Origin of the sequence: Oligoflexus tunisiensis (genome assembly GCF_001748245.1) — a bacterium.
Taxonomy (GTDB): Bacteria; Bdellovibrionota_B; Oligoflexia; order Oligoflexales; family Oligoflexaceae; genus Oligoflexus; species Oligoflexus tunisiensis.
This window is the reverse complement of the sequence record NZ_BDFO01000001.1, coordinates 5,669,350-5,690,765: the sequence shown is the minus strand read 5'-3', so window position 1 is coordinate 5,690,765 and position 21,416 is coordinate 5,669,350. Positions and strand designations below refer to the sequence as shown.

Genomic DNA, 21,416 nt, shown 5'->3' with positions numbered 1-21,416 from the left:
CGTAATCGGGGCTTGGCCCTGGAACAAGGAGCGGACCTTGCCGGGGGGCAGCTTTTGCCGTAGAGTGCCAAAGGACGAGGACAACCCTGCCGCAGATAAAGGCATGCAAGGAATGGATCAACCGATAATCTCAGTGCGCGGCCTGAACAAGACCTATGCGTCGGGTCATCAGGCATTACGCAACATCAATCTTGAAATCAGGCGCGGCGAAATCTTTGCCCTGCTCGGACCCAACGGGGCCGGCAAAACCACGCTCATCAATATCATCTGTGGCATCGTGAATCCCAGTAAAGGCCTTGTGCAGGCGGATGGGCATGATATCGTCCGCGACTACCGCGCGGCGCGGCGCAAGATTGGGCTCGTGCCCCAGGAACTGACCAGTGATGCCTTTGAAAGCGTCTGGCGCACGGTGAGCTTCAGCCGGGGGCTATTTGGCAAGGCTCCGAATCCCGCCTGGCTGGAAAAAATACTGCGGGATCTGACCCTTTGGGAAAAGAAAGACAATCGCATCATGACCCTATCGGGCGGCATGAAGCGGCGGGTAATGATCGCCAAAGCCCTGTCCCACGAACCGCAGATCCTGTTTCTGGATGAACCCACCGCGGGCGTCGATGTCGAACTGCGTCGCGAGATGTGGGAGATGGTGCGAGGCCTGCGGGCCAATGGGGTGACGGTGATCCTCACCACGCACTATATCGAGGAAGCCCAGGAGATGGCCGATCGCGTCGGCGTCATCAACAAGGGTGAGATCATTCTGGTCGAGGACAAAAAAGTTCTGATGCGGAAGCTCGGCAAGCGGCAGCTGACCCTCAGTCTTCAGGCCCCGCTCAGTGCCCTGCCGCCGGCCTTGGCGCAGGAGAATTTGGAGCTGAGTGCCGATGGGCTCACGCTGATTTATTCGTTTGATACGCAAGGGGAACAGACCGGGATCGCGGATATTCTGCGGCGGCTCGGTGAGCATGGTATCGATTTCAAGGATCTGCATACCAAGGAAAGTTCCCTGGAGGAAATCTTCGTCGGACTTGTCAAGGGGCGCTCATGAACTTTTATGCCATCCGTGCCATCTATGCTTTTGAAATGGCCCGTTTCTTTCGCACCATCTTTCAAAGTATTGCGACTCCTGTCATTTCCACTTCGCTTTATTTTATCGTGTTCGGTTCCGCCATCGGCTCGCGGATCGCTGAGGTCGATGGGATCAGCTATGCAGCCTTTATCGTGCCCGGTCTGATCATGCTTTCCGTTCTGACGGAAAGTGTTTCCAATGCCTCCTTTGGCATCTATATGCCGAAGTATTCCGGCACGATTTACGAGATCCTCTCGGCACCGATTTCCGCGATGGAGATCGTGTGCGGTTATGTGGGAGCCGCGGCGAGTAAATCCATTATCCTTGGCACCGTGATCCTGATCACAGCCCGGCTCTTTGTCGACTTCACCATTCTGCATCCGATCTGGATGCTGGCATTTCTTGTGCTGACCTCGGTGACGTTCAGTCTGTTTGGATTCATCATCGGGATCTGGGCGGATGGTTTTGAAAAACTTCAGGTGGTGCCGACGCTGATCATCACGCCGCTCACCTTTCTGGGCGGCAGCTTTTATTCCATCAGCATGCTGCCTCCGCTCTGGCAGAAGGTGACTCTCTTTAATCCGGTCGTTTACCTGGTCAGTGGGTTTCGCTGGAGCTTTTACGGCCACGCGGACGTCAGTGTCGGGGTCAGCCTGGCGACGACGGGCGTATTTCTGCTGCTGAGCCTGCTGGCTGTCTGGCTCATTTTCCGTACCGGATATCGCATAAAGACTTGATAAAACTTATGAAAAATCAATGACTTATTAGCATAAAACATTTTGAATATAAAAAAACATTAATATAGATTGGACATCCCTCCGATATGTCTGTAGGATCGATGGCGTTGACCCCAAAAAGGAATCGACCTTGGACATGCTCGCGACATCCAGCCCATCGAAGCGTGGCAGCCCGGCGCTGACCAGCAGCTCGCTGGCGGCCATTTGCAAGGCTGTCGCGGATCCTTTGCGGCTCGATATCATGCGGGTTTTGAGCAATGATTCCTTTGGTGTGCAGGAGCTGGCGACGATCTTTGCCATGCCGCAGCCCGGGATGAGCCATCATCTGAAGATCCTGAACAAGGCAGGCCTTTTGGCCACGCGCCGGCAGGGCAACAGTATATTCTATCGCCGCACGCTCCTGAAAAGCGGCCTGGAATTCCACGATTTTCTCCATAGTCTCTTCGCCACCATTGATGAGCTGGCTTTGAGCGCGGAAACCACGCGGCGCATCCTTGAGGTTTACGAAGATCGGTCGGCTCAGTCGCGCCAGTATTTTGAGCGGCACGCGGACAAGTTTTTGGAAAACCAGGGCATGCTCTGCGAGCTGAATCAGTATCTGCCCAACCTGCGCGAAATTTTCGACCTCATGGATCTGCCGCGGTCGAGTCAGGTCATGGAAGTGGGACCCGGGCAGGGGGAACTTCTGCTCGAATTATCCCGGCGCTTCGATCATCTGGTGGCGCTGGATAACTCCGAGGAAATGCTGGCGTTGACGCGCAAGCATATGCCGGCGAAGGATCGCATTCGCTTTGTACAATCCTCGCTGGAGGCTTATGACGCCGCCGCGGGAGAGCTGGATGCTGTGGTGCTCAACATGGTTCTGCACCATATGGCGTCACCAGGTCAGGCCTTTCAAAAGGTGGCCAGGCTCCTGAGGGACCAGGGCTGTCTGGTGATTGCCGACCTGTGTTTACACAATCAGGAATGGACCCGTGCCTCGTGCGGTGATGTCTGGCTGGGCTTCGACCCCCAGGACCTCAAGGAATGGGCCGCTGATGCCGGATTTATGGAAGATCAGAGTCTCTATCTGGGTTTGAAGAACGGATTTCAAATTCAGTTGAAGCTATTTCGTCTCAGGAAAGGAACCGACGATGTCCAAAGTTGATTATAAAGTCGCCGACATTAAGCTGGCCGATTATGGCCGCCGTGAAATTAAGCTCGCCGAACGCGAAATGCCGGCCCTGATGGGTCTGCGCCGCAAGCATCGCGCCGAGCAGCCTTTGAAAGGCGCAAAAATTATCGGCTGTATTCACATGACCATCCAAACCGCGGTTCTGATCGAAACCCTGATCGACCTGGGTGCGGAAGTTCGCTGGTCATCCTGTAATATCTTCTCGACCCAGGATCACGCGGCAGCGGCCATGGCGGCCCGCGGTGTGGCTGTCTATGCCTGGAAAGGCCAGACGGTCGAGGAAGGTGACTGGTGTATCGAGCAAACCATCCTGAAGGATGGCAAGCCCTGGGACGTGAACATGATCCTCGATGACGGCGGCGACCTTACCGCCATGATTCACCAGAAATATCCTCAGCTGCTGGACAAAATCCACGGCATCACCGAGGAAACCACCACCGGCGTACACCGCCTTGTGGAAATGATGGAAAAAGGCGAACTGAAAGTTCCCGCCATCAACGTCAACGACTCGATCACCAAGTCGAAGAACGACAACAAATACGGCTGCCGCCACAGCTTGAACGATGCGATCAAGCGCGGTACCGATATGCTGCTGTCCGGTAAAAAAGCTCTGGTCATCGGCTACGGTGATGTGGGCAAGGGCTCGGCTCAAAGCTTGCGCCAGGAAGGTATGATCGTCAAGGTTTCCGAGATCGATCCTATCTGTGCCATGCAGGCCTGCATGGACGGTTACGAGGTGGTCTCGCCTTATAAAAACGGCGTGAACACCGGCACCGAAGATGGCATCAACAAGGAGCTCCTGCAGAACACCGACCTGATCGTGACCACGACGGGTAACATCAACGTGTGCGACAAGCACATGCTGACCCATGTGAAGTCGGGCGCTGTGGTTTGTAACATCGGCCACTTCGATAATGAAATCGACACGAAGTACCTGCGCGAAAAATTCGAATGGCAGGAAGTGAAGCCTCAGGTGCACAAGATCTTCCGCGACAGCAAGGACGAGGAAAACTTCATCCTTCTGCTCTCCGAAGGCCGCCTTGTGAACCTTGGCAACGCCACCGGTCACCCTTCCCGTATCATGGACGGTTCCTTTGCCAACCAGGTTCTGGCGCAAATGTACCTCTATCAGAAGAAGTGGGCTGACAAGAAGAGCGAGCCGATCACCGTCAAGGTTCTGCCCAAGAAACTGGACGAGGAAGTGGCCCGTAACATGGTCGAAGGTTTCGGCGGCGTGATCACGAAGCTGACTCCGGACCAGGCGAAGTACATCAACGTCAAGGTTGAAGGTCCCTTCAAAGGCGACGAGTACAAATACTAAGATCCCAAAACGAAAAAACCAGCTGCCCTTAGGAGCAGCCGGTTTCCTTGAGTGAGGCCCGTCGTCAGACGGGCCTTTGTTTTTTACCAGATCCTCACCACATCCTTTTCCGGCAGGACCATGGCATCCGTGGGCTTGCACTGGAACACCCGGGCAAATTCCGGCTGATTCTTCATCTGCTGATTCACCCGCGCCCAGCCCAGAGCATGCGGATCGGTTTTCAGACGCATTTCCTTTTGCTTCGGCAGCATGACGCCACACCAGACGCGGGCATACTGCAAAAAGAAGGCCCGCTTCATCTCATCGGTGCCTTTCCCATCCGGAAAGGCCGCCCGCCAGGCGAAGGTCACCCCGGTCAGATCCCCGATGTTTTCCCCGAGAGTCAGCTTTCCATTATGACCAATTTGATTGAACTGCTGTTCGAAGAGCTGGCCCCGCTGCTTGAAGTTCTGCACATCCGCATCGGTCATCCATTGCTTCAGGCGTCCTGAGGCATCGAACTGCGCGCCCTGATCATCAATGCCGTGGCCGAGTTCATGACCAATGACGGCGCCCACCGAACCCAGGTTGATTTCAAGGGGCAGGCTGGGATCATAGAAGGGATACTGCAGGATGCCGATCGGCATCACAAACTTATTATCATCCGGACTGTAGTAGGCATTGACGGTTAAAGGTCCCATCTCCCACACATTCGAATCACGTTTTTGCTTCAGCTCGGCCAGGGCGCGCTCCTGGAGTTTGGCCTGCAGCTTTTCAAAGTTGCCATTGGGCTGGGTCAGGCTGTAGTCCGCTTCCGGATTGAAACGCCACTCGGCATCGTTGCGTGGCTTCACCAGCTGCAGACGCGCCTGGCTCATCTTGTCCCGGGCTCCGGCCTTGCCCTGCTCGCTCAGCCATGGGTTGCTGCCGATGCCGTGGATAATGGATTTCCGGACCTCTTCGGCGAGGGCCACAAATTTTTCCTCAGGAAAGTTCGGGAAAACCTGGGGCAGCAGCTCCGCATCCAGCTCCTTGGTGAAGCTGTTCATCACCGCCATGGTGCAGCGCTCCTCCCGCACGGGCCGAACCCTGGGCGCTCCGAGCTGCTTCACCCCAAAGGTATAGTAGGCCCTCTTGAATTCCGGGAAGGCATCATCCAGCAGCGGGCCGAGACTGGAAAAGAGGTAAACCGACTTGAGCGTCTCCAGATTTTCGTGGGCCAGACGATCCTGCAGCCAGGCGTAAGCGTCCGGTGTGAAGTGGCGAATCAGAGTCGTTTCCGGAATTTGGGGGAGAAAATCCTCCAGGTGAAAGTTCGGATATTTTTTCACCAGATCGGCGCGACTGATGGCCGTTTTCTGCACCCAGATGTCCCGCCATTCCGCAGGCAAAGGACTCACCCTGGCAAAGCCGGATTCAAAATCCAGAACGGCCTGAGCTTCGGCCTCGGCTTTTTTGGAGCCGATGGTCTGGAAAAACTGCACCAGAATTTTTTTGAAAGCGGTGCGAACCTCGGGGTTTTCGTAGTAGGAACGCTCGGGCAGACTCATCGCCTGCGCGACAAAATAAAAATCGTAAACATCGGGCTGACTTTGATTGGCGAGATTGCCGATGCCAAGGAAACTCGTGCGGGCCAGCTTCCTTTCATCCGCCAGAAAACGACTGAAGGCCGCATGATCCTTGATGGTCGCGAGGCGCTGCAATGCTTCCGCGAGCCGATTTTTTTCCTCTCTGGCGCCAGCCGCCGGATTCATGCAGGCATTGTAAACCGTCGCCAGGGTCTGCGAGCGCGGCGGAAGTTTTGTGCCTTTCCGCGCTGCGGCGGCGATCGTCTTCAGAAAGCTTTTTTTCTTTTCCAAAAGGCGTTCGGCGGAATCATCAAAGGCAAAGGTATGGCTCGAACGATCGGGACGCAGGGCAAAGGAATCGACCGCTTTGGAACAGGCATAGGCATAAAAATCAACGCAGGGGTTGATGCTCTCATTCACCGGAAATTCGCGGCGCTCGGGAATGGCGCTGCTGGCTTTGGTTGGAAGCGCTGCCATGACACCATGAGGGGCGGCCATGAGGCTGCACAAAGCGAGGGGAAGGGACCAACGTATCATGAAAACTCCATAAGGTGACCGGAAACCATTGAACCGAGCGGAATCCAACCAGAAATACACGAACCCTTGGCCAAGACCAACCGGATAAATGCCGCACCCGGACAGGCTCCCAAACGAAATCCCCAGGCGGCCTGCCGGACCCAGGCAGATTTTGCCCGGCGGGTGGATTCCAAGCCTGAAAAACCCGCTCCGGAGCGGAAAAATTTTTGCGCCGAAGAACAAGGCCATTTTGATGCTTTTGGAAAGTGTTCCAAATCTTATGATCAAAATTTCAGCAGATCGCGGCGGAAATGTTCCGAAAGGCTGATACTCAATCGGAGGAAAGAGCATGATGCGCTTGTCAGGCAAACTGATCCTATGCATTTACGCATTGCTGTTCCTGAGCGGTTCTGCGTGGGCCGAGGATCTGCGATTCAGGATCAATCTTAAATCAAAAAGGCTCCATCAGGACCGCGACTGGCTGATTGAACGGGCTGCCCTGTGGGATGGCAAACATCTCTATATGAATCCCCAGCTCGACTTCGGCAACGTCAACTGCGTCGGCAACGCGGATGGTGGCTGGAAATGCTCGGGAACCGTGGTGGCCACCGGGGACTATGCTCCGAATGTTTCCTTGGTCTTTGACTGGAATGAAAGCGGCACGCGCGAAAAAAGCGAACGCCTTTATCCCTCGCAGGTTGCGGAAAAGGCCTTCCGCATCCAGGCCGCCGGCATGGGGGTCGTGGTTTACGCGGAGCCCAACTGCGGCTGTCGCAGCAGCCAGTGTACGGAAACGGTCTCGGTCCTGATCCGTGAAGGTTCCGGCGGACGGGTCCTCTGGGGACCGGAGTCGCATCAGGTGATCTTCAATGAATCCTGTCGCATGGTGCTGATGCTCGGCAAGCAGCTGCCCATCGATGCTTCCATTCAACGTTATGATCCCGCATCGCTGTCGCTGGCCGTGACTCTCGGCGACACGGAACAAAATCTCGAATACACGCCGCTCAGCGGCAAAGGCGAAGCCGGTGCCCAGGGCCCGGCCGGAACCCCTGGTGCTACAGGCCCACAGGGTCCCACGGGTCCTCAGGGTCCCCGCGGCGAAGTTGGTCCGCAAGGCCCGCAGGGTTTGATAGGCGCACGTGGAGAAGCTGGGGCTCAAGGTCCCCGCGGTGAAGTCGGTCCCATGGGTCCCAGCGGACCGGAAGGTCCACAAGGTCCCCGCGGACCGGAAGGACCGGCCGGACCTCAAGGTTCGCAAGGTCCCAAGGGTGCCATGGGGGATGAGGGTCCCAAAGGGGAACGCGGTCCCACCGGTTTGCCTGGTCCTGCCGGGGCGCAGGGTCCCGCCGGTCCCGCCGGTGCCAAGGGTGATAAAGGCGACAAGGGTGAAGCCGGGGCCCGCGGTCCCAAAGGTGATACGGGCGACGTCGGCCCGCGTGGAGAAAAGGGTGATACCGGCGCCACGGGTCTGCCCGGTCCCAAGGGTGATCCGGGAGCCCAGGGTCCGCAAGGCGCTCGGGGTGAAAAGGGTGAAACGGGCGAACGGGGTCCGGTCGGACCGCAGGGTTTGAAAGGGGACAAGGGTGATACGGGTCCTCAGGGAACGCCCGGCGCTCCCGGCGAAGCCGGTCCAAAAGGCGATAAAGGGGATCGCGGTGATACCGGTCCACAAGGTTTAACCGGTCCTCAGGGTGATCCAGGTCCCATCGGTGCCACCGGTCCCAAAGGGGACAAGGGCGATAAAGGGGACAAGGGTGATACCGGCGCCACGGGTCTGCCCGGTGCGAAAGGGGATCGCGGTGACATCGGTCCCATGGGTCCGCAGGGTCCCAAAGGTGAAACCGGCCCGCAGGGTCCGCAAGGTTTGAAAGGTGACAAAGGCGATACCGGTGCGGAAGGTCCTATGGGTCCGACCGGTCCTCAGGGCGAGCGTGGGGAAATCGGGCCTCAGGGTTTGACCGGTGCCGCCGGTCCCAAGGGCGATAAAGGCGATCAGGGTGAACCCGGAGTTCAGGGCAGCCAGGGTCCCAAAGGGGAAAAAGGCGATACCGGAGCAATGGGACCTCAAGGCCCCCGCGGTGAGCAGGGTCTTCAGGGTTTCAAAGGTGACAAGGGCGATGCTGGTCCTGTCGGTCCCATGGGTCCCAAAGGTGATATAGGTCCGGTCGGTGCCACGGGTCCGCAGGGTCCCAAAGGTGATACCGGCGCGGATGGTCCCCGCGGTCCACGCGGTGAAACCGGACTGCCAGGTGCCACCGGTCCAGCCGGTCCCAAGGGTGATGCTGGTCCGCAGGGTCTGCAAGGGGAACGCGGTGAAACCGGAGCCACCGGTGCGCCGGGTGAAACAGGACCCATGGGCCCTGCCGGTCCCAAAGGGGAAACGGGTGATACCGGTGCGGCCGGTCCCAAGGGTGATAAAGGTGATCCTGGTGTGGCTGGTCCCGCCGGTCCCAAAGGTGATCAGGGTTTCACAGGTCCCGCCGGTCCCATCGGTCCGAAAGGGGATCAGGGTCCGCAGGGTCCCACGGGTCTCAAAGGTGAAACCGGTCCCGCCGGTCCCGCCGGTCCCAAAGGTGACACGGGAGCCGTAGGTCCAATCGGTCCGCAAGGTCCTGCCGGTCCCAAAGGTGAAACCGGACCCGCCGGTCCGCAAGGTCCCAAGGGTGACGTCGGTCCGCAAGGACCGGAAGGCGCCAAAGGTCCTCGCGGGGAAAGTGGAGCGCCCGGTGAAGCCGGTCCGCAAGGTCCGAAAGGCGACAAGGGTGATCCCGGTCCTGAAGGTCCACGTGGTCCGCGCGGTGAAACCGGTCCGGCGCAGGATCTGACCGATATTCTGCGGCGCCTTGAGGCTCTCGAACAAGGAAACAATTGATGGTTGATCCCGGCTGCGGCCGGGAATATTTTCGTTCCCTCTGTGCCATCTGCCGTCACTGTGAAGCCATTGCTGATCCCGGCTGCGGCCGGGGTCAAATCGTTCCCTCTCCCTGCCGCAAATGATCGTTGATCCCGGCCGCGGCCAGGACCATAATCGTTTCCTCTGCCATCTGTGCAAGGAACGCCATGTGCCGCTCTCTGAATCGATCCATTCAAGCTGTCGCGTCCGCTCTTCATAATGTGCAAGCCATTGATTTCAAACTATTATTCTGGCCTGTCACAGATCAGCCCGGAGCTTCGTATACACTGCGGAAAGTGAGTCCTGGTGGTGGATAACCGGAGTGATGAGGATCTGCTGGATCAGTACTTTGCAGGTGACGCGGAAGCCTTTCGCAGCTTTTACCGCCGGCATGCCGGACGGGTGTTGGGCTATGCCCAGGCCAAAGGCTTGAATGCGCAGGCCGCCGAAGAGGTTCGACAGGAATCCTTTCTGCGGCTGCATCATTCCATTCATCGCTATGAAAGCGGGCGTCCGGCCTTGCCCTGGTTCTTTACCATCGTTCACAACTGCGTGATCGATATCATGCGGCAGAACCAAAGTCTGATGAAGATGAAACAGGAATGGCAGAACAGGACCGAGGTCACAACGAGCCCGGAAGAGGCGGAGACGGAACCCGGGAGTGCCGCCATGCTCGCCTCGCTTTCCGCGGAACAAAGACAGGTGGTGGAGCTGCGGGTTTTCCAGGAAAAGTCCTTCAAGGAAATGGCTCAGACCACCGGCAAAAGCGAAGTGGCGCTGCGAAAAATCTATGAACGGGCCCGACAGAAGCTGCGACGTTTCGGGGATGGAGGGGACAACTCATGACGATGAATCCTGCTGATCTGGAGCAATTCCTCAGGAGCGAGGGGCCCGTGGATGCCGCGGCCCCTGTGCCGGACATCATAGAAAAGGATCTCGTGGCCTCCCGCGTGAAACTCTCGCTCACGTATGGGGCAGGTGCCGCGCTCGGCTATGTGATTTCGCTTATGATCTGCGCGCAATGTTCCATCGGGCTTTCGCCGCTGGCCTGGAAAATGAATTCCCTCATCCACACCATGCCCGATCCCTGGTGCCCGATTCTGTGCGGTTTCATCTTTGGCTTTTCGCCGACGCTGGTGAGCTTCTTTTATCTCTCGCGATTTCAGCACCGCTTTCTCATCTTTCGCATGGGCTGGCTGCCGGCTCTTGTGCCTCTTCTCAGCACGGCCCTGCTCCTTCTGTCCGATGATCCGCATGGCTGGGCCTGGCGTATCATCTGGCTTCTGGCAGCGATCCTTACACCGTATACGATGGAATTGTTTGCGGCCTGGCTTCTGAAACAGCCGCGATTCAAGCCGCAGCGCGGGTGAAACCCGCATGGGCAGGAAAGTTGATTTCGCGAAACGCATTTCACGAATTTCGCCCTTTATGTCCCTGGGATAGCGCCGATCTCATGTGCAGAAAAAATCTGCCGATAAGGTATACAGATCCATCTCTACAGGTGTTGCTCATGTCGAGGCCGAAACTGATACAAGCGATCGCGAGCCGTGTGCCTGTCACCCGGTATCTCGACTATCGCGAGTTTCTGCAGGCCGTTTACCTCGCTTTAAAACAGGAACTCGGAACCTATTCCTATCTCACCTATGCCGAAGATCTTGGATTTTCCAAGACCAACGTTATTCATTTGATCATCAAAGGCAAAAGACCACTGACCGGCAAAGCCGCCGACCGTATCAGCAGCGCCTTCGAAATGCGCGCCAATGAACGCAAATACTTCGAGCAGCTGGTCGACTTTCAAAACAGTCATGATCCGATTGAACGCGAAAAGCTGATGCAAAACCTTTTGCATTACAAGACCAAGGAAGTGCATTCCGAGGCCAGCCATGATCAGCTGGAATTCTTTACCGAATGGTTCAATGTCGCGATCTATGAGCTGGCGTTTACCCCATATTTTACCGAGGAGCCGAAGGATCTGGCCGCGCTGCTGACGCCAAGGATCCGACCCGAGCAGGCCCGCAAAAGCCTCGAGCTGCTCCAGCGTTTGGATCTTCTGCGCAAGGATGAAACCAGCGGCCGCTTGATACCCACCCGCAATCGCGTCAGCACTGGCGATGAAATCGCCTCGCTGGCCATCATTCGTTATCATCAAAAGATGATTGATCTCGGCAAGGAATCCCTGACGTCGGTCGATGCCGCGCTGCGGGATATCAGCGCCATTTCCATCGCCATTCCGGAAGACAAGCTGCCCGAGTTGAAAAAGGAAATCAGTGCGCTGCGTAAAAAGCTGCTCGGCATGGCGGAAGCGGAAAGCCACCCGGATGCTGTGTACCAGGTGAATTTCCAGCTCTTCCCTCTCAGTCGCCAGAAGATTAAAAAATCCTGACGCATCACTGACAGGCGCAGATGCGGCTATACCCTAAAAATGGTGCTTTCGAAGGATCGGTCGGTGTCGAGTCGAAGAAGGCTTGACCGGTGACGGCGCGGTGACAGCCGAGGCCCAGGATCGTGGTCACATCCCTGATTTCGCCATCGCCAATGATAGGAATGTAATCGGGGAATTTCTTATAGAGCTGGGCACAGGCTTCACGATTGCCTGCGGCGCCGGATCCATAGCGTTCGACCACCCAGGGATGAACAGTCAATTGCTCATTCGAACAGTAAGTCGTGCATGAGGTGAAAACCGTGACAAAGCAAATGCCTTCCACCAGCACTCCGTTGGGACAGGATTGATAGGGAAGCGCGGGCACACTGGGCGGCGCCACAACCGGTGGCGTTTCCACTGTGACGGTTTCACCTTTGTCATCAGGCTGGCTATAGCTGTAGGTACTGGTCATTGCAGCCAGACGCAGTTCGGCGAGCGGCGCACCGGTAAATGCGAAGATCACATCCCACGGGGTGCCTGCGGCTGCCGATTCCTTGCTGACCTTGATATTGGGATTGGCACTCGGTGACAGTTTAATCTCATAACGGTTCCAGATGTCAGCCGAGCCCTGGACACGTTTGCCACTGCTGTCCGCCACGCTGCAGCCCACCTGAACGAGTTCACCGGCGGCGTTCATATCCGTACAGTTCACGAGGTAACCTGGTACACCGGCACCGGTTTCCGTCGGACGATCGTTGGATTGGGTTTTGGGATCGAGGACCGCCTGTTGTGAGGCGGCGGATTTCGGTTTGGTTTCCAGAAAACCGCTGGGCATACAGGCCTGCAGACTGCCGACCATTCCAAGACAAAGGATCAATGCTTTCATACTCTGCATGGTGCCCTCCCTTGAACGTATCGGCAATTCAGGGCCCCGGCCTGAGAAAATCTTGCAAATCACTTTAATGATTGGAGGAGTCCTGCGTGTTTGTATCCACCGAGCCATCGCCACCCGGGCTATATACACGGACAAGATCCTCCGCGAGGCGCAGGACATCGAGGTGCCGGCCAAAGCTCAGCTTCTGACTCAGGGACATGTACTCATAAAGGACGATGGCGGCGATCTGTCGATGATTGCTCCGATGGAGCCAGCGGGCCAGTGCCAGCCAGACCAAAAGTCTTTGGTCGATGTTACGCAAAACCTCGATTTTGGTAATCACGCGCTTGATATCGGACAGCCGTTTGGCGAAAGGAATGTCGGTGTCATAAGCCTGCTCCAGACTTTGCGCCAACGCATAAAAACCGCTGTTTCTTTGCACATCCAGCCCATGGGTCAGCTTCGAGAGTTTGTCCAGGCGTTTGGACCATGACGTTTTCGGATGCGCGTAGGCCCAGAAAAACAGTTCCAGGGGATAGGTATTCGTATAATGGGAACCGCCGTCCTGCGAGAGCTGAAACAGAGGACTGAGATCCAGGGTCTGGCTGGCCTGAATGCAGGTCTTTTCCCAGTGCAGCTCATGAATGCAGGCTGGGTCAGTCAATTGCGAGGCATACTGCTCCACGATCTGATTGGCTTCGGCGATGGCGCCCGAGAGCCGGGTGGATTTGATCAAATAGAGGCGCAGGCGATCCAGAGTCCGGCTTTCCTCGGTTTCACGCAAACCTTTTTGAAAAAATTCAATCGCCAGGGCGGTGTTGCCCAGACGCAGGGCATTGATGCCGATGCCCAGGTTCTGCCTCGCCATGTGTTCAGAAGGCATGGCCGACATGTGCGCGCTGAGCAGCCTCTCCCAAAGCGAGGGCAGGAACTCCGCGTTGCCGAGATGAATGTCGCTCATCACCGAGTGCATTTCGGAATATAAAAAGGAGATCGGTGAATGCCCGGGCTTGACGCCGGCCACTCGCAGGATGGCTTCCCCGAGGTTCGAAAGGTCGTGAATTTGTTTCTTTCCCAAACCTCCGAAACGCTCGTGATGCACGAGCGCGGACATGATGAAAATGAAACGCCGCAGCATGCTCACCGAATCCTTGGCGACATCCAGCAGCTGGATCTGCTCCAGGATAAAGTTCAGTCGCTCGGTCTCGCCGGATTCCTTAAGAACCTGATCAAGCTCGATTTTGATCTCTTTTTTGGTTTCGTCGATCAGCGCTTTTTTCCAGCCTTCTCGACTTTTGCCGGCCATAAAAAGATCCTTCTTCCAGGGTCGGGGGCACTGCGTTTCCCCTATCGGCGATTTTGCTCGCAAGGTAAAAAAAGACTGCGGGTCGCAGGGACCCGCAGTCGTTATGCAAGCTAAGGCTAAACAGATAACCGAGAGCGTAGTTCGGACCTTACTCTCCTCAAAGCATCAGGCCTGGGCCGCTGCGATCTGGGCGGCCAGATCATCGATCTGGGCCTGAAGGTCAGCGGCAAGATCCTGGAGGTTTGCAATCAAATCGAGAATGGCATCCTGCAGGGCGGCTGGATCCAAATCCATGGCAGCCTGGATGATATCATCCAGCACGGCCTGGTCGATGACAGCCATGGCCTGGGCGTTGGCCATGAAATCGCCAAAAGCGGCTCCGTTCAAATCAGCTGGGTTGGCAAACGAAGCCTTTTGTTCTTCAATCTGCTTTTGCTGGGACAGAACGCTGGCTTTCTGAGCTTCCAGGTCCGCTTTTTGAGCCTGAAGGTCGGCGATGTCCACCTTCGGGCTGGGGACGGCGGTGCTGTCCGCGGTCTGGCGACTGTCATTCGATTCGGAGGCTGTCACCACGGGTGCGGTCTCCGCGGCCGGGCTCTTCTGAACAGCGCCTGGATCGGGTCTGGCGCCACAGGCGTTCAGCACCCAATAGGCCGGCAGAACCAGGATCATCACCTTCATATATTTCATGCGAATCTCTCCCCCTCGTTGATGAACTGACGGTTGACACTTGGGGAGTTGCAACAGCCGTGCTCAAGCTCTCTGCCGAAAAAATCCTTTCGCATCAAGGACTCAGGGCGAGCCACTGGCCAGCGGCCCTTGTGCAGGATTGTCGAACCAAATCGGTCCCCAACCCCTGTGAAAATCCAGGACTTGAATTTCATGGCATTTTTTCTGCGCTGCCCAGGGTCCAACGCGGAAGAGCCGCCCTGGGATCGCAAGGCTTCAGGACTAATGGGGGAAAATCATGGATGAAAGTGCTTTGGGAGCGATTTGGAAATCAGGCTTTTTAGCGGCATATGGTCGGGTTCTGAGAGATAGAGAGCAAGAGTCAGACCAAAAGGAAAAAGCCTTTCCCTGGGGAAAGGCGTGAATTGAGGAATACTTATCAAGGAGGTTATGGCCTACGGAGAAAAGCTCCGCAGCTTGGGGTAAGGGACTCTCTCTCTCTTACTCTATCTCTCTCTATTTCGAGCTGCCTTGCGGCACGCTTGGGGCTAAAGCCAAACCATCAACGTTTTGGATCAGGCAGTTGTCCATCTGCACCTGGCTCGCGAACATGCAGTCCGGAGTCGCCAGGAAGTCACCGACCACAGGGGCCGCCACGTTGATTTCGATACGAGCCTGTTCCAGAGCCTGGTTCTGCAGAAGGCTGAATTCCTGGCGGGAAATAAAGCCCTGGGTTCTCAGCGAGGCCCATTGGGTCCGATAGGGCTCGTTCTGCAGCAGGCTATCGACGACCGCTTCACTGACTCCCAGCTCTTCCTTCACATCGTTCTTGCTCATCGAACGATTGAAGAAGCGGAAGGCCTGGTTCACGGGATCAGGAGTCTTGGGATCGATTCCCAGTTGCTTGAGCGCATTGTAGTAGAAGGCGTTATCCTTATCCATCGCATCCTTGAAGATGCGTTCTTCAGGATAGAGGGTCAGAATTCTTTCCACTTCAGTTTGAGAGAAGGACGCGATGTTAGCCTGGGCAAAGGCCCGGACCTCATCCTTCTTATAGAGCAGGCCGGCCTGGTGACAGTTCATGCAGGACACGCCGTTGACGATGGCCGAGAGGAACTGCGATGGGGCATCATTCTGCTTCACAATGCTGGTAGGCCCTTTGTCGAGGATTACACCGGCGTTGTTGACCAGACGATAGGCCAGCATTCCGTTCGGCAACTGAAAGATGATCTCGCCACCATCATGCTGGAAGGCCTTGGACGGGCTGGTCCCCGTCGGTCCCAGTGGATTGGCAAAGAGGTTTTCGATCTGGTCCAGTCGAGCAAAGTCATAGCTGATCCAGTAGGAAAGCCCATTGTTTTGGCTATGACGTTCGATCATGCGGTTCTGCGATGAAACGCCCGAGTTTTTAAATCCGGAGCGCAGCACGCGATCGTTGGCCAGGTTGTCCACGATATTGACGCCGAGCTGGGCATCGAGTTCCGCCTGGTCAGCACCGAGCTGCAGGAGGCGTTCATAAGGAAGAGGCAGCGTGGCGGTGGCAATGAACCAGTCCGCACGGATCAGGTAGTTGGCCGAACCCGTCGCGGTACGCAGCGACTGATCGTTCTGAGCCGCCTGGATCGCCGTCGCATCCGACACGTTATTGACGAACTGCTGGCTGAAGGGATAGAAATCGGTGATCACTTCTTCAAACAACTGCACCGGGATTCCCATTTCATCCAGCTTCAGCCGATAGATCAATTTCTTGGGATCCACAGCCACCGGCTTCACCAGGACGGGTGAGCGGGACAGACTGTTGACCACCTTGAAGAAAGCCTTGCGCATGCTTTCGAGGCCGGCTTCATTGGTACCGACGTTATTGGGGATATGGAAACTGAAGTAACGAATTTGATCCTGATCCGCGACGGACACATTCGTTTGAATGTCCCGCTGGATGATGTCGAGGACCTGCGTATCGCGCAGAGGAACCACCTGAACCGCTTTCAAACTGCTGATCCAGTTCTTAATGGTCGCCACTTCCTCAGGTTTCAAAGCACCGGAAGGCGGCATATTGCCGACGGGAGCCAGCTTCGTGTAAACCAAGGAACGCTCGGGACTTCCTGCCACTAAGTATCGTCCGCTCGCGAGCATGGCTTCCACGTTATCCAGACTTCCGAAGTTGCCCTGTATGTTGGTTGCGCTATGACAGCTGACACAGGCCTTATCAAGAATAGCCAGAGCTTCCGCTTGAAGATCCACAGGATTGTCGGAAGGGGTTTCAGGAGTCCCCGTTTGCTGATTGCCTGTACCTGTCGGCACCGCCTGAGCGTTACCTGTATTGTACGGGTTGGTACCAAGTCCAGGGGCTTTCGGGGTTTTCTCACAACCCACCACCAGGAAAATAATGTAAATCCAAAGGCTGATTAGACTGTTCGTTCTCATGTCCACGACCCTTCCAAGCTCTAGGGTTTTTTCCTACGTTGACCTCGTATGCAAATTATTATCGGTAGAAGTTGGTATTTCTTTAGCTCCCCCATAAAAATTCCAGAATATCAATCTGTTATTACAGTAAGAATGCTAAGTCCTAGTGCAAAATTTTTGAAAAACTGGTGAAAAGCCCGAAGGAGCTGTTTAAAACTTTAGAAATAATTTTGAATATGATTTTCGAACATCGAATCGATTTAAATTTATATATTTACTGAACTTTGTCGGGGTCGATTAAGTTTTTCCAAAACTTTCCGATAAAAATTCTGCACATTGCGCAGGGGACTGCGTATTTAGAGGAAGGGACGGATTATGTACTCGGCAATAACCAACGCGATTCAGGTTTTGCTTTTTTTGATTTGGGCTTTCAGCTGTAAGGAATCAGAAACCTCAGGTTCATACAAGAATAGAAATCCTCCACCAGCGGCCGTGAATACTTCCACGAATGCGGATGGGACCGCCAAGCCCAATGCCCCGGGTGAAGAAGGGGCGGCACCTGCCGGTGACCTTTCGCTTCAGGAACAGGCGACCGCCATTCTTACAAGAAGTTGCGCCAAGTGTCACACGGGTGCAACGCCACAAGGCAATTTCGGAATCATCGACAATGTCGCGGCGCTGCTCGACAGCGGCCGCTATATTATTCCAGGCAATCCCGAAGCCTCGCTCATTTTTACCAAGCTGGCTCCCTTTGGCAATATGCCGCCCACAGGCGCGCTCAAGACTGAAGAAGTCGACATTATCAAACAATGGATTCAGAGCCTGGAGTCAAATCAGGTGGTGGCGCTGCGCGATACGCAGGTTCTTGACCTGATTCAAAAGGATATTCAGAGCAGTGTGGCCGTCGCGGATCAACCGCAGGTGCGTTACTTCACGCTGCATGTGCCGAATAACGTTGGTGCCACGGCTGAAGATCTGGAAGCGATGCGGAAAGGTTTCTTCAAAGTCATCAACAGTCTTTCGCGCTCGCCCGTGATTGTCAAGCCGGTGGCTGTGGACGCGAAAAAATTGATTTACCGTGTGAAGCTGGATGAGATGGGTATTCCCATCAACGTCTTTGAAAGCGTGATGAGCGACTTTTATCCCTTCTCCCAGCAGTATTTGAACAACGTCTCGGATGCGGTCAGCATCCTGGCGTCACAAAACGATAGCAGCCTGCGCGCGGCCACCTTGTCGAACAACTACCTGATTCGCGCCGACTGGTTTATGGCCACCGCAACTCTGCCTATTCCTTATGAACGCCTCCTGCAGCTTGGAGCCAACCAGGCGGCTTTGGATCAACAGCTTGGTGTCAACACCCTGGCCAACATCAATGCCAATCGCGTGCAACGCGCCGGTTTTCGTAACTCGGGGATGTCGACGCAAAACCGGGTGATCGAACGGCATGCGCAACTCAATGGTCTTTCCTACTGGACCAGCTATGACTTCTCCAGTTCTGCGGACGCAGCCAATGTCTTTAGCAATCCGCTGGGACCTGTCACGTTGAATGGAACCCGGGAATTTACACATGAAGGCGCTGGCATCATATTCCAGCTCGCCAACGGCATGTTTGCCTATCGGGTCGTGAGTAACGCGGGTGTGGCCCTGGACAAGGCCCCAACCAGCACCGTCAGCCAGAGCGGAGCGCCCACGGAATTTCTCGCGGCCATGGTCAACGGCGTGTCCTGCATGGGTTGTCACAATGCGGGTTTGATCTACAAAAAGGATGAAATTCGCCTCTTTGCTCAGACGAATGTCGGCGACTTTACCCAGGCCGAGTTTGAAAAGATCCTCAATATCTATCCTGAGGAGCGCATTTTCAAGGAAACCATCGACCGCGACAATGCGTTTTATTTCAATGCCATGAGCCAGCTCGGGATCGATCCCAAGAAACCTGATCCTGTGAATCAATCGTATCGCTTCTATAATCGGTCCCTGACCAAGAAGGACGTGGCCGAGGAGCTGGGCATCACGACCGCCGTTCTGGATGGTCTTCTGGCCAATGAACCCTTCAAGTCCCGGTGGAACACGCTGCGGAATGGGGGCGCCATCTCCCGTGAGGATTTGAGCGTGCTGCTGGCTCAGGCCATCGAGCAAACGCGTATCGAGGTCGACGTCACCTTACCCGCTTTGGGCGATTTCGTGGTGACCACCGCCTGTATGTTTGCGAGCCAGGTGCAGATGGATAACTGTGTGGTCGCACCTTAGGCCTGGTATGCAGATTCCAGAGAGTGACACAGGTAAACTCTCTGGCGTTTTTAAAGATTTTACGGAGAGTTACAAAATTTTCTCATGTGCGGAATAGTCGTGGCCGATAGAGAGAAGGACTCGCAATATAATAGAGAAAGAGCTGTATGTCACATGCTAAACTCATTGTAGCAATTGCCAGCCGTGTGTCGGTCAGCCGATTCCTCGATTATAAAGAGTATTTACAGGCCGTTTATGAGGCCATCAAGCAGGAGCTGGGCAAGTACTCTTATCTTAACTTCTCCGATGATCTCGGTTTTTCCAAAACGAACGTTCTGCACCTCATCATCAAAGGCAAACGTCCCCTCACCAGCAAGGCTGCTGTTCGCATTGCGGACATCCTGCAACTGGGTGGCAAGGATCGCAAGTACTTTGAAGACCTGGTGGCTTATCACAATAGTCGTGATTCCATGGAGCGGGAGCTCCTCTTTCAAGATCTCCTGGAGCTGAAAACCAAGGAGGTCCGCTCCGAGGACGCTCTCCTGGCTCAGCTGGAATTCTTTTCCGAGTGGTATCACAGTGCCATCTATGAACTCTGTTTCACTCAGAATTTTACCTCGGATCCTAAGCAGCTGGCGGCACAGCTGACCCCGCGGATTCGCCCCGAACAGGCGCGCAAGAGTCTTGAGCTTTTGGAGCGCCTGAACCTTGTGTCCCGCGATCCGGAAACGGGTACCTATAAGCCCACTCATTCACGCATCAGTACCGGGGACGAGATTGCATCCCTGGCGATCACGCGTTACCACCAAAGAATGATTGAACTTGGCAAGGAATCGCTCACTTCGATTCAGGCGCAGGCTCGCGACGTAAGCTCTGTGTCCATCGCCATTCCCAGCAGTCTTCTGCCCGAGATCAAGAAAGAGATCAGTGTGTTTCGTAAAAAGCTCCTGAGTATGGCTGAGCAGGCTCAAAATGCTGATGTGGTGTACCAAACAAACATCCAATTTTTTCCCCTGAGTCGGGATAAAGGAGCCAAGTCGTGAGCAATCGTATGCAAACAATACGCATGATTCCGCAACTTGGCGTTGTCTCGCTCGTAACGCTGGCCTGGCTGCTTCTCGGCTGTGGTGTGGAAGTGGGCAACCCTTCCGAGCCCACGCCGACGCAACCGAAGGATTCCTATCAGCCGGCGTTGCCAGGTACCTCGACGGTCCCGATCGATAACATCGATACCGTGGAACCTGTGGAACCTGTGAAATTTAATATCAGAAGCCTGGTCGAGAACCAGTACGATGAAGCCATTACCGCGGCTTTCGATTTTGCCTTCGAAAATACCGGCGCGGCCCTGGCGCTGGCGACCAATGAAAGCCGCACCTGCGGTCAGCAGGAGGACGGCTCCCTGGTCCTGAATCATCAGGAAACCAATAGCGGTACCCGCCCCAGTGGTCAGGGTCAGGACGGAACGCTCGTCACAGAAAGTTTCAGCCGCGTCTTTGCCTCACGCATGCAAAGTCCGGATATGGCTCTTGTTTGCAATACGTCCCTGACGAAGCCAAAACTCGACTGGAGCGCCTTGACCAATCTGATTACAGATGGCGACCTGGAACGGACCAACAGCCGTCTCGTGGTGATGAGCCCGTCCGGGGAATTTGTGCGGGAAAGCAGCGTGAAGTCCGCGGGTTCCCATCAGTCGATGGTCAACAAGGTCAATTTCAATGCCACCGAAGGGCTGAAACTCGGCCGGACGCTGACATTCAATACGGATATGGAAATCAACACCCGCTCGGCGACGGCCGCGGCCACGATTCTGAACACCAACATTTCAACCGTCGCGACCGCGCCGCTGGTGGTCAATGAATCGTACAACGCCGAGTTGAAGCTGAGATCCTTGAAAATCGTCTCAGGATCGGTGTCCTCGGTGAAAGCCGATGATGGGCTGACCGTGATCATGCACTATGATGATGTTGTGATGGATGTCTCGGGAACCTGCCGTCCTGTTTCAGGCAAAATTACGGGTGAAATCCAGTCCGCTAGCAACCCAGGACAGGTTCAGGAAACATTCAGCATCGCCTTTGCGAAAGATGAAAACATCATCCTCTATGCCGACGGAACAGGTTCGCGTCTCGAGTTTGAACCTTGTCGCATTGAAACGGATGATGATGACGACGATGGTGACGGCAAAGGCAAAGGCCAGGGCGATCGCAACTAAGACTTTCCTTACTCTTTCGAAATAATGCCCTCAGGAACGAGGGCTGATCCAATCCTCTGCAGCGCTGAGCATCCATACTTCCAGGTCCCACTTGAAGAATTTTCACAGGTTGCAAC

16 protein-coding genes are annotated in these 21,416 nt (G+C 55.4%); 11 read left to right on the top strand and 5 right to left on the bottom strand.

What is annotated here, in order from left to right; translation table 11 throughout:
• Window positions 1-103 precede the first annotated feature (103 nt).
• From OLTU_RS23465 to ahcY, 4 genes are all read left to right on the top strand, one after another.
• A complete protein-coding gene (locus OLTU_RS23465) occupies window positions 104-1,042 on the top strand; it encodes an ABC transporter ATP-binding protein (protein ID WP_439956696.1) in 939 nt (312 codons plus the stop codon).
• Complete coding sequence (locus OLTU_RS23460; RefSeq protein WP_141735180.1) at window positions 1,039-1,800, top strand: ABC transporter permease; 762 nt, start codon at window positions 1,039-1,041, stop codon at window positions 1,798-1,800. Before OLTU_RS23465 ends, OLTU_RS23460 begins: the two co-directional genes overlap by 4 nt.
• A gap of 136 nt (window positions 1,801-1,936) precedes the next feature.
• Entirely contained in the window at window positions 1,937-2,947 is a 1,011-nt protein-coding gene (locus OLTU_RS23455; protein WP_141735179.1) for an ArsR/SmtB family transcription factor, read from the top strand.
• Window positions 2,934-4,295 carry an adenosylhomocysteinase gene (ahcY, locus tag OLTU_RS23450; protein ID WP_141735178.1) on the top strand — a complete coding sequence of 454 codons (1,362 nt, stop codon included), beginning with the start codon at window positions 2,934-2,936 and terminating at the stop codon, window positions 4,293-4,295. The genes OLTU_RS23455 and ahcY overlap by 14 nt, the downstream gene beginning before the upstream one ends.
• 83 nt (window positions 4,296-4,378) lie before the next feature.
• On the opposite strand, the gene OLTU_RS23445 is transcribed toward ahcY, so the two are convergent.
• Window positions 4,379-6,379, bottom strand: coding sequence for a M13 family metallopeptidase (locus OLTU_RS23445; protein ID WP_176736894.1), 2,001 nt, complete (start codon window positions 6,377-6,379; stop codon window positions 4,379-4,381).
• Between the two features lie 328 nt (window positions 6,380-6,707).
• On the opposite strand from OLTU_RS23445, the gene OLTU_RS32970 reads away from it, so the two are divergent.
• From OLTU_RS32970 to OLTU_RS23415, 4 genes are all read left to right on the top strand, one after another.
• On the top strand, window positions 6,708-9,230 hold the full coding sequence (locus OLTU_RS32970; protein WP_176736893.1) for a collagen-like domain-containing protein: 2,523 nt from the start codon (window positions 6,708-6,710) through the stop codon (window positions 9,228-9,230).
• A gap of 327 nt (window positions 9,231-9,557) precedes the next feature.
• Window positions 9,558-10,097 carry an RNA polymerase sigma factor gene (locus tag OLTU_RS23425; RefSeq protein ID WP_218110218.1) on the top strand — a complete coding sequence of 180 codons (540 nt, stop codon included), beginning with the start codon at window positions 9,558-9,560 and terminating at the stop codon, window positions 10,095-10,097.
• Window positions 10,094-10,621 (top strand): hypothetical protein, encoded by a 528-nt coding sequence (locus OLTU_RS23420; RefSeq protein ID WP_141735175.1) that lies wholly within the window; start codon window positions 10,094-10,096, stop codon window positions 10,619-10,621. The genes OLTU_RS23425 and OLTU_RS23420 overlap by 4 nt, the downstream gene beginning before the upstream one ends.
• A 140-nt stretch (window positions 10,622-10,761) precedes the next feature.
• Window positions 10,762-11,634: a TIGR02147 family protein gene (locus tag OLTU_RS23415; protein ID WP_176736891.1), complete on the top strand. Its 873-nt coding sequence runs from the start codon at window positions 10,762-10,764 to the stop codon at window positions 11,632-11,634.
• Window positions 11,635-11,638: 4 nt separating this feature from the next.
• Here OLTU_RS23415 and OLTU_RS23410 read toward each other — a convergent pair whose 3' ends face one another.
• The 4 genes from OLTU_RS23410 to OLTU_RS23395 form a co-directional block, all read right to left on the bottom strand.
• Window positions 11,639-12,508 (bottom strand): hypothetical protein, encoded by an 870-nt coding sequence (locus OLTU_RS23410; RefSeq protein ID WP_141735173.1) that lies wholly within the window; start codon window positions 12,506-12,508, stop codon window positions 11,639-11,641.
• Window positions 12,509-12,572: 64 nt separating this feature from the next.
• Complete coding sequence (locus OLTU_RS23405) at window positions 12,573-13,793, bottom strand: hypothetical protein (RefSeq protein ID WP_141735172.1); 1,221 nt, start codon at window positions 13,791-13,793, stop codon at window positions 12,573-12,575.
• A gap of 165 nt (window positions 13,794-13,958) precedes the next feature.
• The gene (locus OLTU_RS23400; RefSeq protein WP_141735171.1) at window positions 13,959-14,483 is read right to left on the bottom strand and encodes a hypothetical protein; all 525 of its coding nucleotides are present in this window, start codon (window positions 14,481-14,483) and stop codon (window positions 13,959-13,961) included.
• A gap of 495 nt (window positions 14,484-14,978) precedes the next feature.
• The gene (locus OLTU_RS23395; RefSeq protein ID WP_141735170.1) at window positions 14,979-16,886 is read right to left on the bottom strand and encodes a c-type cytochrome domain-containing protein; all 1,908 of its coding nucleotides are present in this window, start codon (window positions 16,884-16,886) and stop codon (window positions 14,979-14,981) included.
• 471 nt (window positions 16,887-17,357) lie between these two features.
• Here OLTU_RS23395 and OLTU_RS23390 point away from each other — a divergent pair, with 471 nt between their 5' ends.
• The 3 genes from OLTU_RS23390 to OLTU_RS23380 all read left to right on the top strand — a co-directional run bounded on the left by OLTU_RS23390 (window position 17,358) and on the right by OLTU_RS23380 (window position 21,300).
• Window positions 17,358-19,112, top strand: coding sequence for a c-type cytochrome domain-containing protein (locus tag OLTU_RS23390; RefSeq protein WP_176736890.1), 1,755 nt, complete (start codon window positions 17,358-17,360; stop codon window positions 19,110-19,112).
• 146 nt (window positions 19,113-19,258) lie between these two features.
• The gene (locus OLTU_RS23385) at window positions 19,259-20,134 is read left to right on the top strand and encodes a TIGR02147 family protein (RefSeq protein ID WP_141735168.1); all 876 of its coding nucleotides are present in this window, start codon (window positions 19,259-19,261) and stop codon (window positions 20,132-20,134) included.
• On the top strand, window positions 20,131-21,300 hold the full coding sequence (locus tag OLTU_RS23380) for a hypothetical protein (protein WP_141735167.1): 1,170 nt from the start codon (window positions 20,131-20,133) through the stop codon (window positions 21,298-21,300). Before OLTU_RS23385 ends, OLTU_RS23380 begins: the two co-directional genes overlap by 4 nt.
• Window positions 21,301-21,416: the final 116 nt, after the last annotated feature.

Coding starts and splice junctions, on each gene's coding strand:
- OLTU_RS23395 (WP_141735170.1), bottom strand. CDS start 16,886: ATGAGAACGAACAGTCTAATCAGCCTTTGGATTTACATTATTTTCCTG.
- OLTU_RS23455 (WP_141735179.1), top strand. CDS start 1,937: ATGCTCGCGACATCCAGCCCATCGAAGCGTGGCAGCCCGGCGCTGACC.
- OLTU_RS23385 (WP_141735168.1), top strand. CDS start 19,259: ATGTCACATGCTAAACTCATTGTAGCAATTGCCAGCCGTGTGTCGGTC.
- OLTU_RS32970 (WP_176736893.1), top strand. CDS start 6,708: ATGATGCGCTTGTCAGGCAAACTGATCCTATGCATTTACGCATTGCTG.
- OLTU_RS23420 (WP_141735175.1), top strand. CDS start 10,094: ATGACGATGAATCCTGCTGATCTGGAGCAATTCCTCAGGAGCGAGGGG.
- OLTU_RS23460 (WP_141735180.1), top strand. CDS start 1,039: ATGAACTTTTATGCCATCCGTGCCATCTATGCTTTTGAAATGGCCCGT.
- OLTU_RS23410 (WP_141735173.1), bottom strand. CDS start 12,508: ATGCAGAGTATGAAAGCATTGATCCTTTGTCTTGGAATGGTCGGCAGT.
- OLTU_RS23445 (WP_176736894.1), bottom strand. CDS start 6,379: ATGATACGTTGGTCCCTTCCCCTCGCTTTGTGCAGCCTCATGGCCGCC.
- OLTU_RS23405 (WP_141735172.1), bottom strand. CDS start 13,793: ATGGCCGGCAAAAGTCGAGAAGGCTGGAAAAAAGCGCTGATCGACGAA.
- OLTU_RS23415 (WP_176736891.1), top strand. CDS start 10,762: ATGTCGAGGCCGAAACTGATACAAGCGATCGCGAGCCGTGTGCCTGTC.
- OLTU_RS23465 (WP_439956696.1), top strand. CDS start 104: ATGCAAGGAATGGATCAACCGATAATCTCAGTGCGCGGCCTGAACAAG.
- ahcY (WP_141735178.1), top strand. CDS start 2,934: ATGTCCAAAGTTGATTATAAAGTCGCCGACATTAAGCTGGCCGATTAT.
- OLTU_RS23400 (WP_141735171.1), bottom strand. CDS start 14,483: ATGAAATATATGAAGGTGATGATCCTGGTTCTGCCGGCCTATTGGGTG.